22 protein-coding genes are annotated in these 18,052 nt (G+C 67.6%); 20 read left to right on the plus strand and 2 right to left on the minus strand.

The features are described 5' to 3' along the window. Window positions 1-114: 114 nt before the first annotated feature. Together ASV56_RS11715 and ASV56_RS11720 are read right to left on the minus strand one after the other, a co-directional pair. Entirely contained in the window at window positions 115-513 is a 399-nt protein-coding gene (locus tag ASV56_RS11715) for a PIN domain-containing protein (protein ID WP_062562119.1), read from the minus strand. Next, window positions 510-749 (minus strand): AbrB/MazE/SpoVT family DNA-binding domain-containing protein, encoded by a 240-nt coding sequence (locus ASV56_RS11720; RefSeq protein WP_062562120.1) that lies wholly within the window; start codon window positions 747-749, stop codon window positions 510-512. Before ASV56_RS11720 ends, ASV56_RS11715 begins: the two co-directional genes overlap by 4 nt. Window positions 750-983: 234 nt before the next feature. On the opposite strand from ASV56_RS11720, the gene ASV56_RS11725 reads away from it, so the two are divergent. From ASV56_RS11725 to trbK-alt, 20 genes are all read left to right on the plus strand, one after another. Further along, complete coding sequence (locus ASV56_RS11725) at window positions 984-1,265, plus strand: helix-turn-helix transcriptional regulator (protein WP_036756017.1); 282 nt, start codon at window positions 984-986, stop codon at window positions 1,263-1,265. A gap of 10 nt (window positions 1,266-1,275) precedes the next feature. Beyond that, window positions 1,276-2,388 (plus strand): replication initiator protein A, encoded by a 1,113-nt coding sequence (locus tag ASV56_RS11730; protein ID WP_062562121.1) that lies wholly within the window; start codon window positions 1,276-1,278, stop codon window positions 2,386-2,388. A gap of 136 nt (window positions 2,389-2,524) precedes the next feature. Then, complete coding sequence (locus ASV56_RS11735; RefSeq protein ID WP_062562122.1) at window positions 2,525-3,040, plus strand: DUF2840 domain-containing protein; 516 nt, start codon at window positions 2,525-2,527, stop codon at window positions 3,038-3,040. Continuing rightward, window positions 3,037-4,404, plus strand: coding sequence for a DNA cytosine methyltransferase (locus ASV56_RS11740; RefSeq protein ID WP_062562123.1), 1,368 nt, complete (start codon window positions 3,037-3,039; stop codon window positions 4,402-4,404). Before ASV56_RS11735 ends, ASV56_RS11740 begins: the two co-directional genes overlap by 4 nt. Then, window positions 4,401-4,967, plus strand: a complete 567-nt coding sequence (locus ASV56_RS11745) for a S26 family signal peptidase (RefSeq protein ID WP_062562124.1) — start codon at window positions 4,401-4,403, stop codon at window positions 4,965-4,967. Before ASV56_RS11740 ends, ASV56_RS11745 begins: the two co-directional genes overlap by 4 nt. 35 nt (window positions 4,968-5,002) lie before the next feature. After that, window positions 5,003-5,338 (plus strand): DUF736 domain-containing protein, encoded by a 336-nt coding sequence (locus ASV56_RS11750; protein WP_062562125.1) that lies wholly within the window; start codon window positions 5,003-5,005, stop codon window positions 5,336-5,338. 3 nt (window positions 5,339-5,341) lie between these two features. Next, window positions 5,342-5,986, plus strand: coding sequence for a lytic transglycosylase domain-containing protein (locus tag ASV56_RS11755; protein ID WP_082724793.1), 645 nt, complete (start codon window positions 5,342-5,344; stop codon window positions 5,984-5,986). Between the two features lie 167 nt (window positions 5,987-6,153). Further along, complete coding sequence (locus tag ASV56_RS11760; RefSeq protein WP_062562126.1) at window positions 6,154-6,735, plus strand: hypothetical protein; 582 nt, start codon at window positions 6,154-6,156, stop codon at window positions 6,733-6,735. Further along, entirely contained in the window at window positions 6,732-6,989 is a 258-nt protein-coding gene (locus tag ASV56_RS23560) for a hypothetical protein (protein ID WP_156429129.1), read from the plus strand. Before ASV56_RS11760 ends, ASV56_RS23560 begins: the two co-directional genes overlap by 4 nt. Further along, window positions 6,986-8,779, plus strand: coding sequence for a relaxase/mobilization nuclease domain-containing protein (locus ASV56_RS11765; protein WP_062562127.1), 1,794 nt, complete (start codon window positions 6,986-6,988; stop codon window positions 8,777-8,779). The genes ASV56_RS23560 and ASV56_RS11765 overlap by 4 nt, the downstream gene beginning before the upstream one ends. 32 nt (window positions 8,780-8,811) lie before the next feature. Next, entirely contained in the window at window positions 8,812-10,812 is a 2,001-nt protein-coding gene (locus ASV56_RS11770) for a conjugal transfer protein TraG (RefSeq protein WP_062562128.1), read from the plus strand. A gap of 31 nt (window positions 10,813-10,843) precedes the next feature. Further along, on the plus strand, window positions 10,844-11,302 hold the full coding sequence (locus ASV56_RS11775; protein ID WP_062562129.1) for a ribbon-helix-helix domain-containing protein: 459 nt from the start codon (window positions 10,844-10,846) through the stop codon (window positions 11,300-11,302). Between the two features lie 88 nt (window positions 11,303-11,390). Next, window positions 11,391-11,804 carry an MbcA/ParS/Xre antitoxin family protein gene (locus ASV56_RS11780; RefSeq protein ID WP_062562130.1) on the plus strand — a complete coding sequence of 138 codons (414 nt, stop codon included), beginning with the start codon at window positions 11,391-11,393 and terminating at the stop codon, window positions 11,802-11,804. After that, window positions 11,774-12,496 carry an RES family NAD+ phosphorylase gene (locus ASV56_RS11785; RefSeq protein ID WP_253879966.1) on the plus strand — a complete coding sequence of 241 codons (723 nt, stop codon included), beginning with the start codon at window positions 11,774-11,776 and terminating at the stop codon, window positions 12,494-12,496. The genes ASV56_RS11780 and ASV56_RS11785 overlap by 31 nt, the downstream gene beginning before the upstream one ends. 241 nt (window positions 12,497-12,737) lie before the next feature. After that, window positions 12,738-13,688, plus strand: coding sequence for a P-type conjugative transfer ATPase TrbB (gene trbB, locus ASV56_RS11790; protein WP_437435918.1), 951 nt, complete (start codon window positions 12,738-12,740; stop codon window positions 13,686-13,688). Further along, entirely contained in the window at window positions 13,685-14,017 is a 333-nt protein-coding gene (locus tag ASV56_RS11795; protein WP_062562133.1) for a TrbC/VirB2 family type IV secretion system protein, read from the plus strand. Before trbB ends, ASV56_RS11795 begins: the two co-directional genes overlap by 4 nt. After that, a complete protein-coding gene (locus ASV56_RS11800; protein ID WP_062562134.1) occupies window positions 14,017-14,298 on the plus strand; it encodes a VirB3 family type IV secretion system protein in 282 nt (93 codons plus the stop codon). Before ASV56_RS11795 ends, ASV56_RS11800 begins: the two co-directional genes overlap by 1 nt. A gap of 12 nt (window positions 14,299-14,310) precedes the next feature. Beyond that, entirely contained in the window at window positions 14,311-16,944 is a 2,634-nt protein-coding gene (gene trbE / locus ASV56_RS11805; RefSeq protein ID WP_062562135.1) for a conjugal transfer protein TrbE, read from the plus strand. After that, window positions 16,941-17,738, plus strand: a complete 798-nt coding sequence (gene trbJ, locus ASV56_RS11810; protein ID WP_062562136.1) for a P-type conjugative transfer protein TrbJ — start codon at window positions 16,941-16,943, stop codon at window positions 17,736-17,738. Before trbE ends, trbJ begins: the two co-directional genes overlap by 4 nt. Before the next feature lie 20 nt (window positions 17,739-17,758). Beyond that, window positions 17,759-18,049 carry a putative entry exclusion protein TrbK-alt gene (trbK-alt, locus tag ASV56_RS11815; protein ID WP_062562137.1) on the plus strand — a complete coding sequence of 97 codons (291 nt, stop codon included), beginning with the start codon at window positions 17,759-17,761 and terminating at the stop codon, window positions 18,047-18,049. The last annotated feature ends 3 nt before the right edge of the window (window positions 18,050-18,052 follow it).

Raw genomic sequence — 18,052 nt, forward strand, 5'->3', positions numbered from 1 at the left:
CCCGACGTCTACCGCGGGCGCCTTCGCGCGATCAATCCGAAACAGTTCGGGCTTGAATGAACCCGCTGGCGGCACTGCCCTGCTCGTTGGGGCGGCTGGGCTTGCCGCTGCCTGTCAGGATCCGAGCAGCCGCATGCCGGCATGGCTCGCGGCGCCGCGGTCGAAGGTCACGGTCTCGCTGCAGCCCTCGAGCCGCCCGCCATGCGCGATCAGCGCATCGGCGAAATCCGCCTTGGTGGCGCGATAGGTGGCCAGCGCCAGATAACCGGCCTCGCTGTGCTCGACGATCAACTCGCGCGACCGCAACAGCACCTCCACGGCATCGGCGATGGCCTCGCGCGTCATCCGATAGGCACGCGTCAGCACCCAGACGGTTTCCACCAGCACCACCTGCGAGACGAAGCCGGGCTCTTCCGGCGTAAAGCCTTCGACGATCTCCGTGGCGATGGCCGCCTGCGCGGCGTCGTCCTGCGCCAGATAGCGCACCAGCACATTGGTATCGATGCCGATCATGCGCTGGTCGCTGCGCCCAGGATCGCCGCCTGCATGTCCTCGAGGCTCACCGGCTTGTCGGGCCGCGGCACGATGCCCTTCAGCGCGCGGATCGAATGCGAGGCCGGCACGACGGCGTAATGGCCGTCGTCCATGCGCACGAAATCCACCCGGTCGCCGGGCGTCAGGCCCATGTCGAGGCGGACCTTCTGCGGGATGGTGATCTGGCCCTTCGAGGTGATGGTTGCCGTCGGCATCGGAGGGGTCCTTTCTGTCGGTAAGGATAAAAGTAAGGGGCGTGCGAGCGTGCGTCAAGTTTCCGGGTCGGATCGCGTCCTGGATCGGCCGGTTCCGATGCTCCGACGCAGGGCAGGGGGTGAGAATTAGGCCCCCTCAACTTCGCACTCCCTGCGGCCGTTTCTTCTCCGTCAACCTGTCCTCCATACGCCGCTGTCCGCCAGCGGCATCGCGAACCGCACGGAGGCCCGACGATGAAGCCCGATCTTACCGACCTGCCGCCGCGCTTCCTGCGCACACCTGAAGCCGCGTATTTCCTCGGCCTCTCCGGCCGGACGTTGGAAAAGCACCGCAGCTTCGGCACCGGTCCGGTGTTCCACAAGCTCGGCGGTCGCGTCGTCTATGCCGTCGACGACCTGCAGGCCTGGGCCGAGCGCGGGGCGGTCACCTCGACTTCCGATCCGCGTGGCACTGTGCTGCCCGCCAAGCGCCATGCCGTCACGCCGCCGGCCCATGCCGGCCGCTACCGGCGCTGAGGGGGCAGGGATGAGAACGCCACGCCGCCCCCGTCTTTCCGGCGAACGCCGCCGCCTCAGCCCCTTCGTGGTGACGGGGGTGGGCGGCGAGGTGCGCCCGCGCGATCAGCGCGACCTGATGGAACGGCCCTTCTTCTCGCTGGCCAAGACCCGGCGGGTGATCCCGATCCTCTACGAGGCGGGGGATGTCCGGGTCGAGGTCTACGGCTTTCCCGAGCACGGTATGGCGACGATCTGGGATGCCGACGTGCTGATCTGGGCGGCGAGCCAGATCGTCAATGCCGAGAACCACGGGCTGCAAACCTCGCGCTTCCTGCGCTTTACACCCTACCAGCTTCTGACCGCCATTGGCCGCCAGACCGGTGCGCGCGACTATCGGCTGCTCAAAGGCGCGCTGGCGCGGCTGCAATCGACGGTGATCCGAACCACGATCCGTCATGGCGAACACTGGCGGCGGCATCAGTTCTCCTGGATCGGCGAATGGGAGGAGATGACTACGGCCGGCGGCCGGGTCGAGGGCATGGAATTCGTTCTGCCCGAATGGTTCTATCGCGGCGTCCTCGACCGCTCGCTGGTCCTGACCATCGATCCGGCCTATTTCCGGCTCAAGGGCGGCATCGAGCGCTGGCTCTACCGCGTCGCCCGGAAACATGCCGGCCGTCAGCCGCAGGGCTGGTGCTTCGATATCCCGCATCTGCATGCGAAGTCGGGCAGCCTCGTGCGCCTGTCGGATTTCGCGCTCCAGATCAGACGGCTTGCCCAACGGCAGTCGCTGCCGGGATACCGCATGCGGATCGAACGCGAAGGCCATGTCGAGATGCTGCGGATCCTGCCCGAAAGTTATCCACATTTTCCTGTGGATAACTCGGTGAACGGTATCGGGACTTCGGACGCACGAAATGTGGACGGTATCGGGACATCACACGCAGGACTATCGGGACTTCGCACGCATGGATCGCAGTTAACCCTTTGGCCTGACGAACGGAATCCGTCCCGTAACTTATCTAACATTAAGGACTCTAACATAGAAGGGGCGCGCCTTGCGGTGGATAACCACCACCCGGACGCCGATCCGGTCCCTCATCCGCGATATCGGCGCGGATCGGAAGGGGACGGCGAATGACCCCGCACGCGCTTCCCCCGTCGCAGCCAGGAGCATACATCCGCTTTTCCCGACGGTATCACGAACCGCTGCGAGCACCTACGATATCCTTCGCTCCGATGCGCTTGTCCGCCGATCGCATGATGCGGTGGCCGTCATGACCGACAGGATCGTCTCATTCGGCGGAAAAGGCGAAGAGCCTGACGAGAAACCGGCCCTCACCGAGGTAGACCTGATCTGGCAAGAGAAGCGGGTCGAGCACTGGCTGCGCTTCGGACGACCCAGCTCCGAACACCGGATCGACAGCCAGCGCCGGACCCTCGGCTTCGCGCCCGGTAGCATCTTCGCGCTGGTGCGCTGGGCGGGCAACGATTACGGCACCGTGGTCTCGCGCCTCGACATCCTGCGCGCCGTTGGGCGCGGAGAGCCGTTCCAGACGCTGCCCTTCATCCGCCCCGGCGCCGAGATCCTGCTGCGGATCAGCGGTTGGCCCAAGGTCGAGCGGGTGCTTCAGGCGGTGGATGCCGTCGAGGCGCTGGGCATCGATTCCTGCGAGATCTCGCCCGAGCACTGGCGGCATGTCCACAACCGGATGACCGCGGGCGAGCCGTTCCGGACCTACACCAGGGCCCAGCACGCCGCCTGGCTGAAGCGCCGGAGGGTGGGGGCATGATGCGCGTGCTCGATCTCTTCAGCGGTGCCGCGGGCGGCTGGTCGCTCGGCCTGCACCGGGCAGGCTTCACCACCATCGCCGCCTGCGAGATCGTCGAGTGGCGGCGCATCCTCTATTCGGAGAATTTCCCCCATGTCAGGCTCTACGCGGATATCCGCGGCCTCACGGCAGCTCGACTTGTTTCCGACCTCGGATGCCTGCCCGACATCGTCGTCGGCTCGCCGCCCTGCCAGGACATCTCGAGCGCCAACACGAAGGGCAAGGGGATCGAGGGCGAACGCTCGGGCCTCTATCTCGAGGCCGTCCGCCTGGTCGGAGACTGCCGGCCTCGCTGGTTCGCTTTTGAGAACAGCAATAATCTCCGAACTCGCGGCGCGGACCGGCTGCTCGACGAGTTGGAAGCGCTCGGCTACGCCTGCTGGCCATGTGTGGTGGGTGCTGCGGATATCGGCGCCAACCATGTCCGCAAGCGGTCCTGGCTCATCGGCTGCGATCCCGAACAGCTTGCCCACGCCCGTGTCGCAATCCCGGCAGGGTGGCCTGCGGTTGGAGGGCGGATCGGGCGCGCGGAAGGCGATGAAGGAGTCGGGACTTTCCGATCCGTTCCGCAATCGTCCCTTGCCGACACCGATGGTCTCGGACGGGATGAGGGATGGCGCCGGCGGCGGTGCGGGCTCGACATATCCGCTGCGCATGATCCTGGCGACGCCGCGCAAGACGGATGCGGATCGCGGCGGCCGGGGCGATCTGCTGAGCCAGTTGCAGGGCCACAACAGCCGCCATGCGGGTATGACCACGAGCAATCCGAAAGCACCGGAAACCCTGCCGACGCCGACCAAGCGCGACAGCCGCATGGACGGCTGGAGCCCGGCCTACGACCGGCGGAAATCCCCGACGATGGATGCGGTAATGGACGGGGCGATGACGGATCGGGCGCCGGACAAATGGGCCGGGGCACGGGCGCTGGCGGCGCTCTTGCGGAGCCATGGCCTGACTGGAACGGCGGCATTGCCCATCACCTACGCATGGATGATGGGATTTCCGCCTGGCTGGCTCGCACGCGCATTGCGCTCGGCAGTCGCAAAGGGACGTCTGCGGCCAGCCTGATCGTCGAGGCCTTCGGCGATGCGGTGGTGCCGCAGGTCCCCGAAGCCATCGGCCGCGCCATCCTGCGCAGCGAAGCCGCGCTGAACGCGGTCCTCGGCGGCGCAGCACCGACAGATGAAACGACAAGCGATGATGCATCCGCAGGCCCCGGTGCAGGTGATGCCGCTGCCGGCGGGGATGCTGCCGACCAGGCGAACGACGGTGCCGACGGCAATGCACCCACCGACGATCCTGCGGACCACGGGGGCGCATCATGACCAGTTGGAAACGCGCCGCCTATCTCGCCGCAACCGGCCTCGGCGTACTGGTCATCGTCGGCGTTTCCGTCGCCGACATCGCGCCGCGGCTGATCTGGAATGCTTCCGCCAGCGTGCCGGTCGGCCTCTATCGCCTTGAGCCGCCGACCCACCTCGCCCTCGGCGATCTGGTGGCGGTCGCACCACCTGAACCGCTGGCGCAGTTCGTCACCACGCGCGGCTATGTCGGCCCCGGCGTGCCGCTGCTGAAGCGCGTCGCCGCCCTTCCCGGCACGCGGGTCTGCCGCACGGGCACCACGATCGCCGTCCAAGGCCAGGCCATCGGCACGGCGCGTGAGCGCGACCGCCGCGGTCGGCCGTTGCCGGTCTGGCAGGGGTGTCGGCTGCTCGCCGAGGGCGAGGTATTCCTCATGAACCGGGAGGTCGGGGACAGTCTCGACGGCCGCTATTTCGGCCCGCTCCCGGTCAGCAGCGTTACCGCCCGCATCGTCCCGCTCTGGACAGAAGCGGAGAACGACGGCCGCTTTCGCCGGCCCGCAACTGGGGCGGAAAGCGGCCTCTGATCCCACCACCAACCATCAAGCGAAGGATATACACGATGCCACAGATCGGAGAATTCACCCGCACGCAAGCTGGCTACGAGGGCCGCATCCGCACCGTCACGCTCGACCTCAACCTGGTCTTCGTGCCGACCCACAATGCCGATGTCGAGAACGCCCCGGATTATCGGGTTCATCTCGACGGCGAGGACGGACCGGAGATCGGCGCCGGCTGGACCCATAGCGGCGAAAAGGCCGGAACCTATATCTCGGTCGCCCTCGACGATCCGGTATTCGTGCAGCCGGTCCGCGCCCGGCTGTTCCAATCCGACGAACAAGGCCGAAGCTGGGGCCTGCACTGGTCGCGCCCGAGAAAGCGCGAAGGCGGGGACTGAGTCATGCCGTTCACCGCACCACACCATGCCGACGGGCAGGCTTGCGCCGCCCGCGGCTTTGCCTTTCTTCTTCTTTCCGGACTGAGCTTCGCCGCCCTCCCGGCTGCCGGCCTGCTGGCGCAGACCGTGCCGCCGGTCGTGCAACAGACCCACGACCCATTCGCGGCCCATGTCGTGGAAGCCTCGCTGCGCTTCGGCATCCCGCCCGACTGGATCCGCGCCGTGCACCATGTCGAGAGCCGGGGCAATCCGCAGGCCGTTTCGCCCAAGGGCGCGATGGGCCTGATGCAGATCATGCCGGAGACATGGGCGGCGCTGCGCGCCCGCCATGCTCTCGGCGACGATCCGTTCGATCCCCGCGACAACATTTTTGCGGGCGCCGCCTATCTGCGCGAGATGCACGACCGCTACGGCACAATCGCCGGCATGCTGGCCGCCTACAATGCCGGACCGGGGCGCTACGACGAGCACCTGGCCTCGGGCCGGACCCTGCCGGCCGAGACGCGTGCCTATGTCGCAACATTGGCGCCGCTGCTCGGCAGCGACCCGCTTCCCGGCGCCGGTTTCGCTGTCGCACCACCACCCGACTGGCGCGAGGCACCGCTCTTTGCGGGCAGCGGGATCACCGCTACGGGCGCAGACCGATAGCGCGCTGGTCACCCCAGCACTGCAGGCAGGCGAACCATTCGATGGCGCTTCTGCCGCGCTCGCGCCGCAATCCGACAGCCTGTTCGTCCACCGAACCCACGCAGGATCAATGCAATGAAAAAACATTCCAAACATTGCGCCACCTGCACAGGCAGGAGCCAGCAGCTATGAGGATCGCCTATGCGGACCCTCCCTATATCGGCTGCGCGCATCTCTACCGCGGCCGCCCCGATTACGCCGGCGAGGTCGATCACGCGGCGCTGATCGAGCGGCTGGAACGCGATTACGACGGCTGGATTCTGCACGCCGCTGCGACACCGTATTCGTTCGCCGTTCTCGCCCCGCTGGTCGAGCCGACCGGCGCAAGATGGATGGCCTGGGTGAAAGGCTTCGCCGCCTTCAAACGCAACGTGCCGGTCGCCTATGCCTGGGAGCCGGTGATCGTGAAGTCCGCCCGCAAGCCCGTGGTCAGCAAGCGCCTGGTGCTGCGCGACTGGGTGCAGGAAAGCATCGCTCTGCGCAGGGGATTGACCGGCGCCAAGCCGGAAGCCGTCTGTCATTGGGCCTTCGAGATGGTCGCCGCGCGGCCCGAGGATACGCTCGACGATCTCTTCCCCGGCACCGGCGCTGTCACCGCGGCGTGGCATTCCTGGCAGCGGAAGTTCACCCTGCCGGAGGATCCGCTGCCGACCCCGCCGCCATCGGACAGCGCCCGCCGGGGGCGATCCCGCCCGGGAGGCGCCCCATGAGCCCCAATCGCAGAAATCGCACTGCAGCGTACAACAGCGAAGGAACGGGCGGCGCGGCCTTTTGGGCCACGCCGCCCTTGGGGCTATGGCAAGGTAAAAGCCCCGGCCCGCCAAAGACCTACACCATTGACATGGCGGGTCTTTTCCGGGGCCGGGCGGTCGGCGGCGGTGCCGCATTTTTGGGGTTTTGCCGCGATTTCAATGCCGATTTCGGCACTGTTGCGCGGATCACGGGGCAGGGAGGTCCGTCATGACCCGCGACGACCGCGAGTTCCGCATCCGTCCGGGCAGGCCGCGCTCGACCCCGGCGCCCCGCAGCGGTAGCTTCGTCAATCAGGTGTTGCGCGCGGCACGGAAGGCGGGGCCGGTCCGAAAGTCGGGACCGGCCGGGGGCTCGTCGTCCTCGGGGCGACCCGTCCGCACCGGTCACTCCACCTTCGGGCGCGGGCTTGCCTGCTTTGGCCGCTCGCGGCTGTTCTCGCCGCAACGCCGGGTGGTGGGGAAGGCGCGGGTGGTCCGGCACAAGGGCCGGTCCTTCCGTTCGGCGCCGATGACGGCGCATCTCGCCTATCTCAAGCGCGAGGGGGTCCGCCGCGACGACAGCGACGGGCTGATGTTCGACGCCCGCACCGACGATGCCGACGATCCCGCCTTCGCGGAACGCTGCCGGGAGGACCGGCACCATTTCCGCTTCATCGTCTCGCCCGAGGATGCCCGCGACATGACCGACCTGCGCGCCTTCACCCGCGATCTGGTGAAGCAGATGGAGGCCGATCTCGACACGAAACTGGACTGGATCGCCGCCGATCACTGGAACACCGACAATCCCCATGTGCATCTGCTGGTCCGCGGCGTGGATGACAGCGGCAAGGATCTGGTCATCTCGCGCGATTACATCGGCTACGGCCTGCGCTCGCGCGCCGAGGATCTGGTCGCCCTCGAACTCGGCCCCAGGCAGGAGCACGAGATCCGCTCCGCCCTGGAACGCGAGGTGACGGCGGAGCGCTGGACCCGGCTCGATGCCGGGATCCGGCGCCAGGCCGACGAGATGGGATTCATCGACCTGCGCCCAGACGCACCGATCCCGGGCGAGCCGACGGGCCGCAATCCGGAATCGCGGCGGTTGATGATCGGGCGGCTGCAGCATCTGGAGAAAATGGGTCTCGCCACCTCGGCCGGTCCCGGCGAATGGATGCTGGGGCTGGAGGCGGAGCGAACCCTGCGCGACCTGGGCAGGCAGGACGACATCGTCAGCCGGATGCACCGCGCCTTCGCCGGGCGCGGCGAGGAACGGGGTGTCCTCGACTTTGTCACCGACAGCGGCCGGGACGGTGCGCCCGTCATCGGCCGGCTGGTCGATAACGGGTTGCATGACGAGTTGACCGGCGAAGCCTATGCGGTGATCGACGGCATCGACGGCCGCGCCCATCATATCCGCCTGCGCGGGATCGAGGCCTTCGACCAGGCTCCGCCGCTCGGCGGCATCGTCGAGTTGCGGCGCTTCGGCGGGCCGGAGGATCCGAACCCGACGCTGCGGCTCGCCAACCGCTCCGATCTCGATCTGCAAGCCCAGATCACGGCGCCGGGCGCCACCTGGCTCGATCACCGGCTGGTCGAGCGCCGGCCGATGCCGCTGGCCATGGGCGGCTTCGGCAGGGAGGTGCACAAGGCGATGGATGCCCGTGCCGAGCATCTGGTCGGGGAAGGCCTGGCCCGGCGCGAAGGGCAACGCATCCTGCTGCGGCGCAATCTGCTCGCCACCCTGCGCCGGCGCGAACTCGATGCCGTCGGCGCCGATCTCGCCCGGAAAACCGGGCTGCGGCATGTGCATACCCGGCCAGGCGATCATGTCGCTGGTATCTGCGGTCGGCAGATGTCCCTCTCTTCCGGCCGCTTCGCCGTCATTGACGACGGCTTGAGCTTTCAGCTGGTGCCCTGGTCGCGGGACCTCGAAGGCCAGCCCGGCCGGCATGTCTCCGGCGTGGCGAAACCGGGTGGCGGCATCGACTGGTCGCTGGGGCGCAGGCGCGACCTCGGGCTGTAACGCAAGAACCCGTGACGAAAGGAGGTATTTCCATGACCGGCACGAAGATCCTCTGGGGCCAGATCACCGTGGTCTTCCTGATCGTGCTCACCTTCATCTGGGCGGCAACGCAATGGACGGCCTGGCGGCTCGGCTTCCAGCCGCAGCTCGGCCCGGCCTGGTTCGAGATCCGGGGCGTTCCGGTCTATTATCCGCCGGCGCTGTTCTGGTGGTGGTACTTTTATGACGCCTATGCCCCGCGTGTCTTCATGGAAGGCGGCATCATCGCCGCCTCGGGCGGGTTTCTCGCCATCGGCATCGCCATCCTGATGTCGGTCTGGCGCGCCCGCGAGGCCGAGGACGTCGAGACCTATGGCTCCGCAAGATGGGCGGGGCGGGCCGAGATCGAGCGGGCCGGGCTGCTCGGCCCCGACGGGGTGATGCTGGGCAAGATCGGCCAGGACTATCTGCGCCACGATGGCCCGGAACATGTGCTCTGCTTCGCGCCGACCCGATCCGGCAAGGGCGTCGGGCTGGTGGTGCCGACGCTGCTGACCTGGCCCGGTTCGGCCATCGTCCACGACATCAAGGGCGAGAACTGGCAGCTGACCGCCGGGTTCAGGGCGAAGCATGGCCGGGTGCTGTTGTTCGATCCGACCAATGCGGCCTCCGCCGCCTACAACCCGCTGCTGGAGGTGCGGCGCGGCGAATGGGAGGTCCGCGACGTCCAGAACATCGCCGACATCCTGGTCGATCCCGAGGGCTCGCTGGAAAAGCGCAACCATTGGGAAAAGACCAGCCATGCCTTGCTGGTCGGGGTCATCCTGCATGTGCTCTATGCCGAGGAGGACAAGACCCTGGCACGCGTCGCCGCCTTCCTCTCCGATCCGCGCCGCTCGATCGAGGCGACGCTGGCCGCGATGATGAAGACCCCGCATCTCGGCGAGGCCGGCCCGCACCCGGTGATCGCCAGCGCCGCGCGGGAACTGCTGAACAAATCCGAGAACGAGCGCTCCGGCGTGCTGTCCACTGCGATGTCCTTCCTCGGTCTCTATCGCGACCCGGTCGTCGCCCAGGTCACCAGCCGCTGCGACTGGCGCATCGCCGACATGGTCACCGGATCCACACCGACCACCCTCTACCTTGTCGTGCCGCCCTCGGACATCTCGCGCACCAAGCCGCTGATCCGGCTGGTGCTGAACCAGATCGGCCGCAGGCTGACCGAGGATCTGCATGCCAAGGACCGCGGGCACCGCGTGCTGATGCTGCTCGACGAGTTCCCGGCATTGGGACGACTGGATTTCTTCGAATCCGCCCTGGCCTTCATGGCCGGCTACGGCATCAAGTCCTTCCTGATCGCCCAGTCGCTCAACCAGATCGAGAAGGCCTATGGTCCGAACAATTCGATCCTCGACAACTGCCATGTCCGGGTCAGCTTCGCCACCAACGACGAGAGGACCGCGAAGCGGGTCTCGGACGCGCTCGGCACCGCCACCGAGATGAAGGCGATGAAGAACTATGCCGGGCACCGCCTCGCGCCCTGGCTCGGCCATATCATGGTCTCGCGCTCCGAGACCGCCCGGCCGCTGCTCACGCCCGGCGAGGTGATGCAGCTGCCGCCCGAGGACGAGATCGTCATGGTGGCGGGCACCCCGCCGATCCGGGCCAGGAAGGCGCGCTACTATGCCGATCCGCGTTTCAGGGAGCGGGTGCTGGCCTCGCCCGATCCGCGTGAGGTGGTGCCGTCGGAGCGGCCGGACGACTGGTCGGCGTTGAGGCCACCGAAGCCGGATGCGGAACAGGCTGCGGCCAGCGAAAAGGCCGAGGCGAAGCGCGGGGACAAGGCCAATTCCGGCCTGCGCCGCGAGCCGGAACTGCCCGGGCATGTCGAGATCGTCCATGAACGAAAGGAACCGTCGCCCGAGGACGAGTTCAGAAACCTGCTCGGCGACGATCAGGAGGATGCGGCGCGCCAGCGGCAGGCGCTGCGCCGCAAGATGGGCGGCATCGCCCGCCAAGCCTCGATGGATCCTGGCGACGACATCCCGATGTGACGACATGCAACCACAAGAAAGGAGTCCGGCCATGCGCCAGCGTCTGAACGTCTATTTCCCGCCCGCCCTGTTGCGGCAGATCTCCGATCTCGCGGACAGCAGGAAGGTCTCGCGCTCGGCCATCGTCGAGGCCGCCGTCGCTTCGTTCCTCTCGCCCGACGATGCCGACCGGCGCGAGGCGGCCTTCGCACGCCGGCTCGACCGCATGTCGCGCCAGATCATGCGGCTCGAACGCGATGTCGGCCTCTGCGCCGAAACCTTGGCGCTCTTCGTCCGCTTCTGGCTGACCGTCACGCCGCCGATCCCGACCGAAGGTTATGCCGCCGCCCAGGCCAAGGGCCGCGAGCGCTTCGAAGGCTTCGTCGAAACCCTCGGCCGCAGGCTGCAATCCGGCGAGAGCTTCCTCAGGGAGATCCCGGAGGATGTGGCCGGGACAGGGGATGAGCCGGCCAGGCCCGACCCTGCTGCCGATGGCGAGGACACCGATTAATGAATAATGGCAGTCCGCCCTGTACGCATATTGTGTATTGCCGTTTGGCATATGAAAACTATATTGATGCCAAACGCAGGAGGCGCAGATGCAGCTTCATCCCATTGCCGCAACCCCGGCCCGTGTCGGCAGCCCGGTCATCACCGACGAGGAGGCCGGCGCGCTGGCGCGCACCACCGTCAATCTGTTCCGCGCCTGGGGCGTGAGCGATGCCGAGGCGAGGACCCTTCTGGGCGGCATGGCGGCCCGGACCTGGGCGCGCTGGAAGGATGGCGAGATCGGCCGGATCGACCGGGACCTGAAGATGCGCATGGCCCATCTCATGGGGATCCATAAGGGGCTGCGCTATCTCTTCAAGGATCCCGCCCGGGGGTATGCGTGGGTGCGCAAACCCAATGCGGCTTTCGGTGGCAGTTCCGCCCTCGACATCATGCTGCGGGGCGAATTGTCCGATCTGGCGCTGATGCGGGAATGGCTCGACGCCGAGCGCGGCGCATGGTGAGCGGCCTTGCCGTGAAGCGGCGGGTGACGTGGGACAGGACCTGGCGCATCATCCGCTCGATCTGGCCGCCGATCGACCTGTTCGAGGACATCGCCGATCCGCGCGACTGGGAGGCGCTGGTCTCGGTCGAGGCCAAGACCAATCACCGCATTCGCAACGAGGTCGGCGATCTGGGCAAGGTGCCTGCCGCGCGCCGGGTCGGAGGGCCGGGCGCCAGCCTGGTCATGGCGCCCTTCGTCCACTGCTCGATCGCGCGACCGGGTCGTTTCACCGATGGCAGCTACGGCATCTACTATGCCGGAGACCGGGAAGAGGTCGCGCTGGCCGAGACCATCCACCACCATGCGAAGTTCATGGCGGCGACCGAAGAGGCACCCGGCTGGACCTCGGATTTCCGCGCCTTGGTCGGTTCGATCGACCGGGAACTGCACGACGTGAACGCCGTGCCGGATGTCCTGCATCCGACGGATTATGCGCCATCGCAGGCGGAAGGGGCGGGGCTTCGCGCGGCCGGCAGCGACGGTCTGCTCTGGAACAGCATCCGCATGCCGGGCGGGCAATGCATGGGCGCCTTCTGGCCCGACGTGGTGAGCATCCCGGTGCAGGGCTCGCATTTCTGCTATCACTGGAACGGTAAGCGGGTGGATTTCGTGAAGCGCCACGATACCGGAGAGATCCTGGAAGTCAGCTGAACACCCACGCGATTCGCCCGGTCTGAACTCGCGGCGTCCGGTTTTCGGAAAAGGCGAAACCGCCGTTTCCCTGTCTTTCTACGCCAGACTACGATGGCAGGTGAATAGCTGTTGCGCGGCTGCGTTTTGACGCTCTTTTAGTCGACCCCATCCGGGGCCTTCCTCTCGCCGCCCCGGAGGAACGGGGGACGGGATGGCAGGTTCGGACCACATCGAGGCAAGGGTGGAGCGCGGCGCCCGCATGCTCCGCACCGCGCTCGGGCCTGCCATCTCCGCCCTCTTGCGGGATCCCGACATCGTCGAGGTGATGCTGAACCCGGACGGCCGGATCTGGGTGGATCGGCTGCGCGACGGGTTGGCGCAGACAGGGCAGACGCTCTCTCCCGCTGACGGCGAGCGCATCGTCCGGCTGGTCGCGCATCACGTCGGTGCCGAAGTCCATGCCCGGTCCCCGCGCGTCTCCGCCGAACTGCCCGAGACGGGCGAGCGCTTCGAGGGGCTGCTTCCGCCGGTGGTCGCGGCGCCCGCCTTCGCCATCCGCAAGCCCGCCGTCGCGGTCTTCACCTTGGATGACTACGTCGGTGCCGGGATCATGAGCCGGATGCAGGCCGAGGCGCTGCGGCTCGGGGTGGCCACGCGCGCCAATATCCTCGTCGCCGGCGGCACCTCGACCGGCAAGACCACGCTGACCAATGCGCTGCTGGCCGAGGTGGCGAAGACGCAGGACCGCGTGGTCATCATTGAGGATACCCGCGAGCTGCAATGCACCGCGCCGAACCTGGTGGCCATGCGCACCAAGGATGGCGTCACCAGCCTGTCCGACCTGGTGCGCTCGTCGCTGCGGCTGCGGCCCGACCGCATCCCGATCGGCGAGGTGCGCGGCGCCGAGGCGCTGGATCTCTTGAAGGCCTGGGGCACCGGCCATCCCGGCGGCATCGGCACCATCCATGCCGGATCGGGCATCGGCGCCCTGCGGCGGCTCGAACAGCTGATCCAGGAAGCCGTGATCACCGTGCCGCGGGCGCTGATCGCCGAGACCGTCGACCTGATTGCCGTTCTGGCCGGACGCGGCAACAATCGCCGCCTCACCGAACTCGTCCGAGTCGACGGGCTCGGTCCGGACGGCAACTACCGCATCGCCCCGGTCATTCCCGACACCGACACCTCAGAAAATACTGGAGAACCAGAATGATCCGTCATGCCCTGCGCATCCGCCATCACGTCGCGATGACCGCGACCTTGGTCCTGAGCAACCTCGTCCTTGCGCCCGCCGCCCATGCCGCCGGTTCGTCGATGCCCTGGGAGGCGCCGCTGCAGTCGATCCTCGATTCCGTCGAGGGGCCGGTGGCCAAGATCGTCGCGGTGATCATCATCATCGTCACCGGACTGACCCTGGCCTTCGGCGATACCGGCGGCGGTTTCCGGCGGCTGATCCAGATCGTCTTCGGCATCTCCATCGCCTTCGCGGCCAGTTCCTTCTTCCTCAGCTTCTTCAGCTTCGGCGGCGGGGCGTTGGTGTAATGTCCGCGGGTTTCGAGCAGCTTGCCGAGGTGCCCGGCTTCTCGGTGCCGGTGCATCGCGCCCTGACCGAGCCGATCCTGCTCGGCGGCGCACCGAGGAGCATCGCCATCCTGAACGGCACGCTGGCCGGGGCGGTCGGTCTCGGGCTGCAGCTCTGGCTCGCCGGCATTTTGATCTGGGCGATCGGCCATCTCGCCGCGGTCTGGGCGGCGAAGCGCGATCCGCTCTTCGTCGAGGTCGGGCGGCGGCATCTGCGCATCCCCGGCTATCTCGCCGTCTGACGGAGCCCTGCCATGATGAACCTCGCCGAATACCGCCGTCATGCTTCCCGTCTCGCCGATTACCTGCCCTGGGCGGCGCTGGTCGCACCGGGCGTGGTGCTGAACAAGGACGGCTCCTTCCAGCGTACGGCGCGGTTTCGCGGTCCCGATCTGGATTCCGCCGTCGCGGCCGAACTGGTCGCGGTGGCCGGCCGGCTCAACAACGCCTTTCGCCGCCTCGGCTCCGGCTGGGCCATCTTCGTCGAGGCGCAGCGTTTGGAGGCTGCGACCTATCCCGACAGCACCTTTCCCGATCCGGCCTCGGCGCTGGTCGATGCCGAGCGGAAAGCCGATTTCGAGCAGGAAGGCAACCATTTCGTCTCGAACTATTTTCTCACCCTGCTCTGGCTACCGCCGGCCGAGGAGGCGGCGCGGGCGGAAAGCTGGCTCTACGAGGGCCGCGAGACATCCAGGGTGAATCCCTGGGAGCAGCTGCGCGGCTTCATCGACCGCAGCGACCGGGTTCTAGCGCTGCTCGACGGCTTCATGCCGGAATGCCGCTGGCTCGACGATCCTGGGACGCTGACCTATCTGCATTCCACCATCTCCACCAACCGGCAGCGCGTGCGCCTGCCCGAGGTGCCGATGCATCTCGATGCGCTGCTGGCCGACCAGCCGCTGACCGGCGGGCTGGAGCCGTGCCTGGGCGAGGCGCATCTGCGGGTGCTGACCATCACCGGCTTTCCCACCGCCACCACGCCCGGGATCCTCGACGATCTGAACCGCATCGCCTTTCCCTATCGTTGGTCTACCCGCGCCATCCTGATCGACAAGGTGGACGCGACACGGCTGCTCACGAAGATCCGCCGCCAGTGGTTCGCCAAGCGCAAGAGCATCGCCGCGATCCTGAAGGAGGTGATGACCAGCGAGCCCTCAGCGCTGGTCGATACCGATGCCGCCAACAAGGCGGCCGACGCCGACCTGGCCCTGCAGGAACTCGGTGCCGATGTCGCCGGCATGGCCTATGTCACGGCGACGATCACGGTCTGGGACCAGAACGCCCGCGTCGCCGACGAGAAGCTGCGACTGGTCGAGAAGATCGTGCAGGGCCGAGACTTCACCGCGATGATCGAGACGGTCAATGCCGTCGACGCCTGGCTGGGCAGCTTGCCCGGCCACGCCTATGCCAATGTCCGCCAGCCGCCGATCAGCACGCTGAATCTCGCCCATATGATCCCGCTTTCGGCACTCTGGGCCGGCGACGAACGGGACGCGCATTTCGACGCGCCGCCGCTCTTCTATGGCAAGACCGAGGGCGCGACGCCGTTCCGCTTCTCGCTGCATGTCGGCGATGTCGGCCATACCCTTGTCGTCGGCCCGACCGGCGCGGGCAAATCCGTGCTGCTGGCGCTGATGGCCTTGCAGTTCCGCCGCTATCCGCGCGCGCAGGTCTTCGCCTTCGATTTCGGCGGCAGCATCCGCGCCGCGGCGCTGGCCATGGGTGGCGACTGGCACGATCTCGGCGGCGGGCTGAGCGAGGGAGAGGAGGCCTTGGTCTCGCTGCAGCCGCTGGCCCGCATCCATGAGACGGCCGAGCGCGCCTGGGCTGCCGACTGGATCTCCGCCATCCTGAGGCGCGAAGGTATCGGCGTCACCCCGGAGGTGAAGGAGCATCTCTGGACGGCACTGACCTCGCTGGCCTCCGCCCCGGTCGGAGAGCGGACCATCACCGGCCTCGCGGTGCTGTTGCAATCCAATGAGCTGAAGCAGGCGTTGCGGCCCTATTGCCTCGGCGGCCCCTATGGACGCCTGCTCGACGCCGAGAGCGAGCATCTCGGCTCGGCTTCGGTGCAGGCCTTCGAGATCGAGGGGCTGGTCGGCACCGGCGCCGCGCCCGCGGTGCTGTCCTACCTGTTCCACCGCATCGGCGACCGGCTGGACGGCCGCCCGACGCTGCTGATCGTCGACGAGGGCTGGCTGGCGCTCGACGACGAGGGGTTTTCCGGCCAGCTGCGCGAATGGCTGAAGACGCTCAGGAAGAAGAACGCCTCCGTCGTCTTCGCCACGCAAAGCCTGTCCGACATCGACAACTCCGCCATCGCGCCGGCGATCATCGAGTCCTGCCCGACCCGGCTTCTGCTGCCGAACGAGCGCGTCATCGAGCCGCAGATCACCGCGATCTATCGCCGCTTCGGCCTCAACGACCGCCAGATCGAGATCCTGGCGCGAGCAACGCCCAAGCGCGACTATTACTGCCAGTCCCGCCGCGGCAACCGCCTGTTCGAGCTGGGCCTGTCGGAAATTGGCCTCGCGCTCTGCGCCGCATCGGCCAAGTCCGATCAGGCCCTGATCGCCAAAACCCTCACAGAACATGGCCGCGATGGCTTCCTCGCCGCTTGGCTCAGGGCGCTCGGCGTCGACTGGGCCGCCGAGCTGATCCCGGATCTCGGCAATCTTGCGCCGGAGAACACCGACATGCCCGCATCTGAACCGACCAGTTCAGAAACGGCGCGTGCTGATCACGAGGCGGGACCGGACGATGCCAGGTTCATCGACGCGGAGACCGGGCCTGCCGGTGACGCGGTCGCGCCCGGCGATGCCGAGGCAGGACCCATCCCCGCAGAGGCAGGACCAGAAACAAGCACAGAAAAAGAGATCGCGCCATGACGCGCAGCACGACCGCTACCTCGCACGCCATCCGCCGCATCGTCAGCACCACCGCATTGGCCGTGGCGCTGGCAACACCGCTGGCACTGGCCCCGGTGCTCACCGTACCGGCCCATGCCTTCTTCGGCGGCTTCGGGCGCATCGTCTACGATCCGACCAACCATGCCGAGAACCTGCTCACCGCAGCCCGGTCGCTGGAGCAGATCAACAACCAGATCGCCTCGCTGCAGAACGAGGCGCAGATGCTGATCAACCAGGCCCGCAATCTCGCCAGCCTCCCGCACAGCTCGCTGCAGCAGCTGCAGCGGAACGTGACCCGCACCCAGCAGTTGCTCGACGAGGCCCAGAACATCGCCTTCGAGGTGCAGGAGGTCGATCAGGCGTTCGAGCGGGAATACGCCGCGCCCGACCTGTCGATGTCCGAGCAGCAACTGCTGGACGATGCCCGCACCCGCTGGAGCAACACCATGGGCGGGTTGCAGGACGCCATGCGCGTCCAGGCCGGCGTCACCAGCAATATCGAGGCGCAGCGGACCGAGATGGCGACGCTGGTCGAACAGAGCCAGGGCGCGACAGGTGCGCTTCAGGCCAGCCAGGCCGGCAACCAGCTGCTGGCCCTGCAATCGCAGCAGCTCTCCGACCTGACCGCGCTCCTTGCCGCCACCGGCCGGGCCGAAGCGCTGGCCGAGGCCGAGCGCGCCGCCGCCGCCGAGCAGGGCCGCATCCAGCGCGAACGCTTCCTGGCGCCCGGCACCGGCTACCAGCCCGGCAATGCCCGGATGTTCAACGATTGACGGCCGAAGGAGGCACAACCATGGAGGGCAAGGCGATGGCCCGGCTCATTGCCATCCTGTTCCTGGCGATCGTCATGACCGTGACCCTGATCCGGATGGAGCGGACCGGCGACCTGCCGCCCCTGCCCGGTCGACCGGGCCAGTCGCAACCGGAGGATCCTCTGCGCACCGATCAGCGCCGCTGCCAGCGCATGGGCGAGGCCGCGGCGGAAGATGCCGAGTGCCTCGCGATCTGGGCCGAGACCCGCGACCGCTTTCTCGGTCGGACGCCGGCGCCGGCTGCACCAGCCGCAACCACCGAAGGAGAATAGGCT

The organism is Paracoccus aminovorans, assembly GCF_001546115.1.
Classification (GTDB): Bacteria; Pseudomonadota; Alphaproteobacteria; order Rhodobacterales; family Rhodobacteraceae; genus Paracoccus; species Paracoccus aminovorans_B.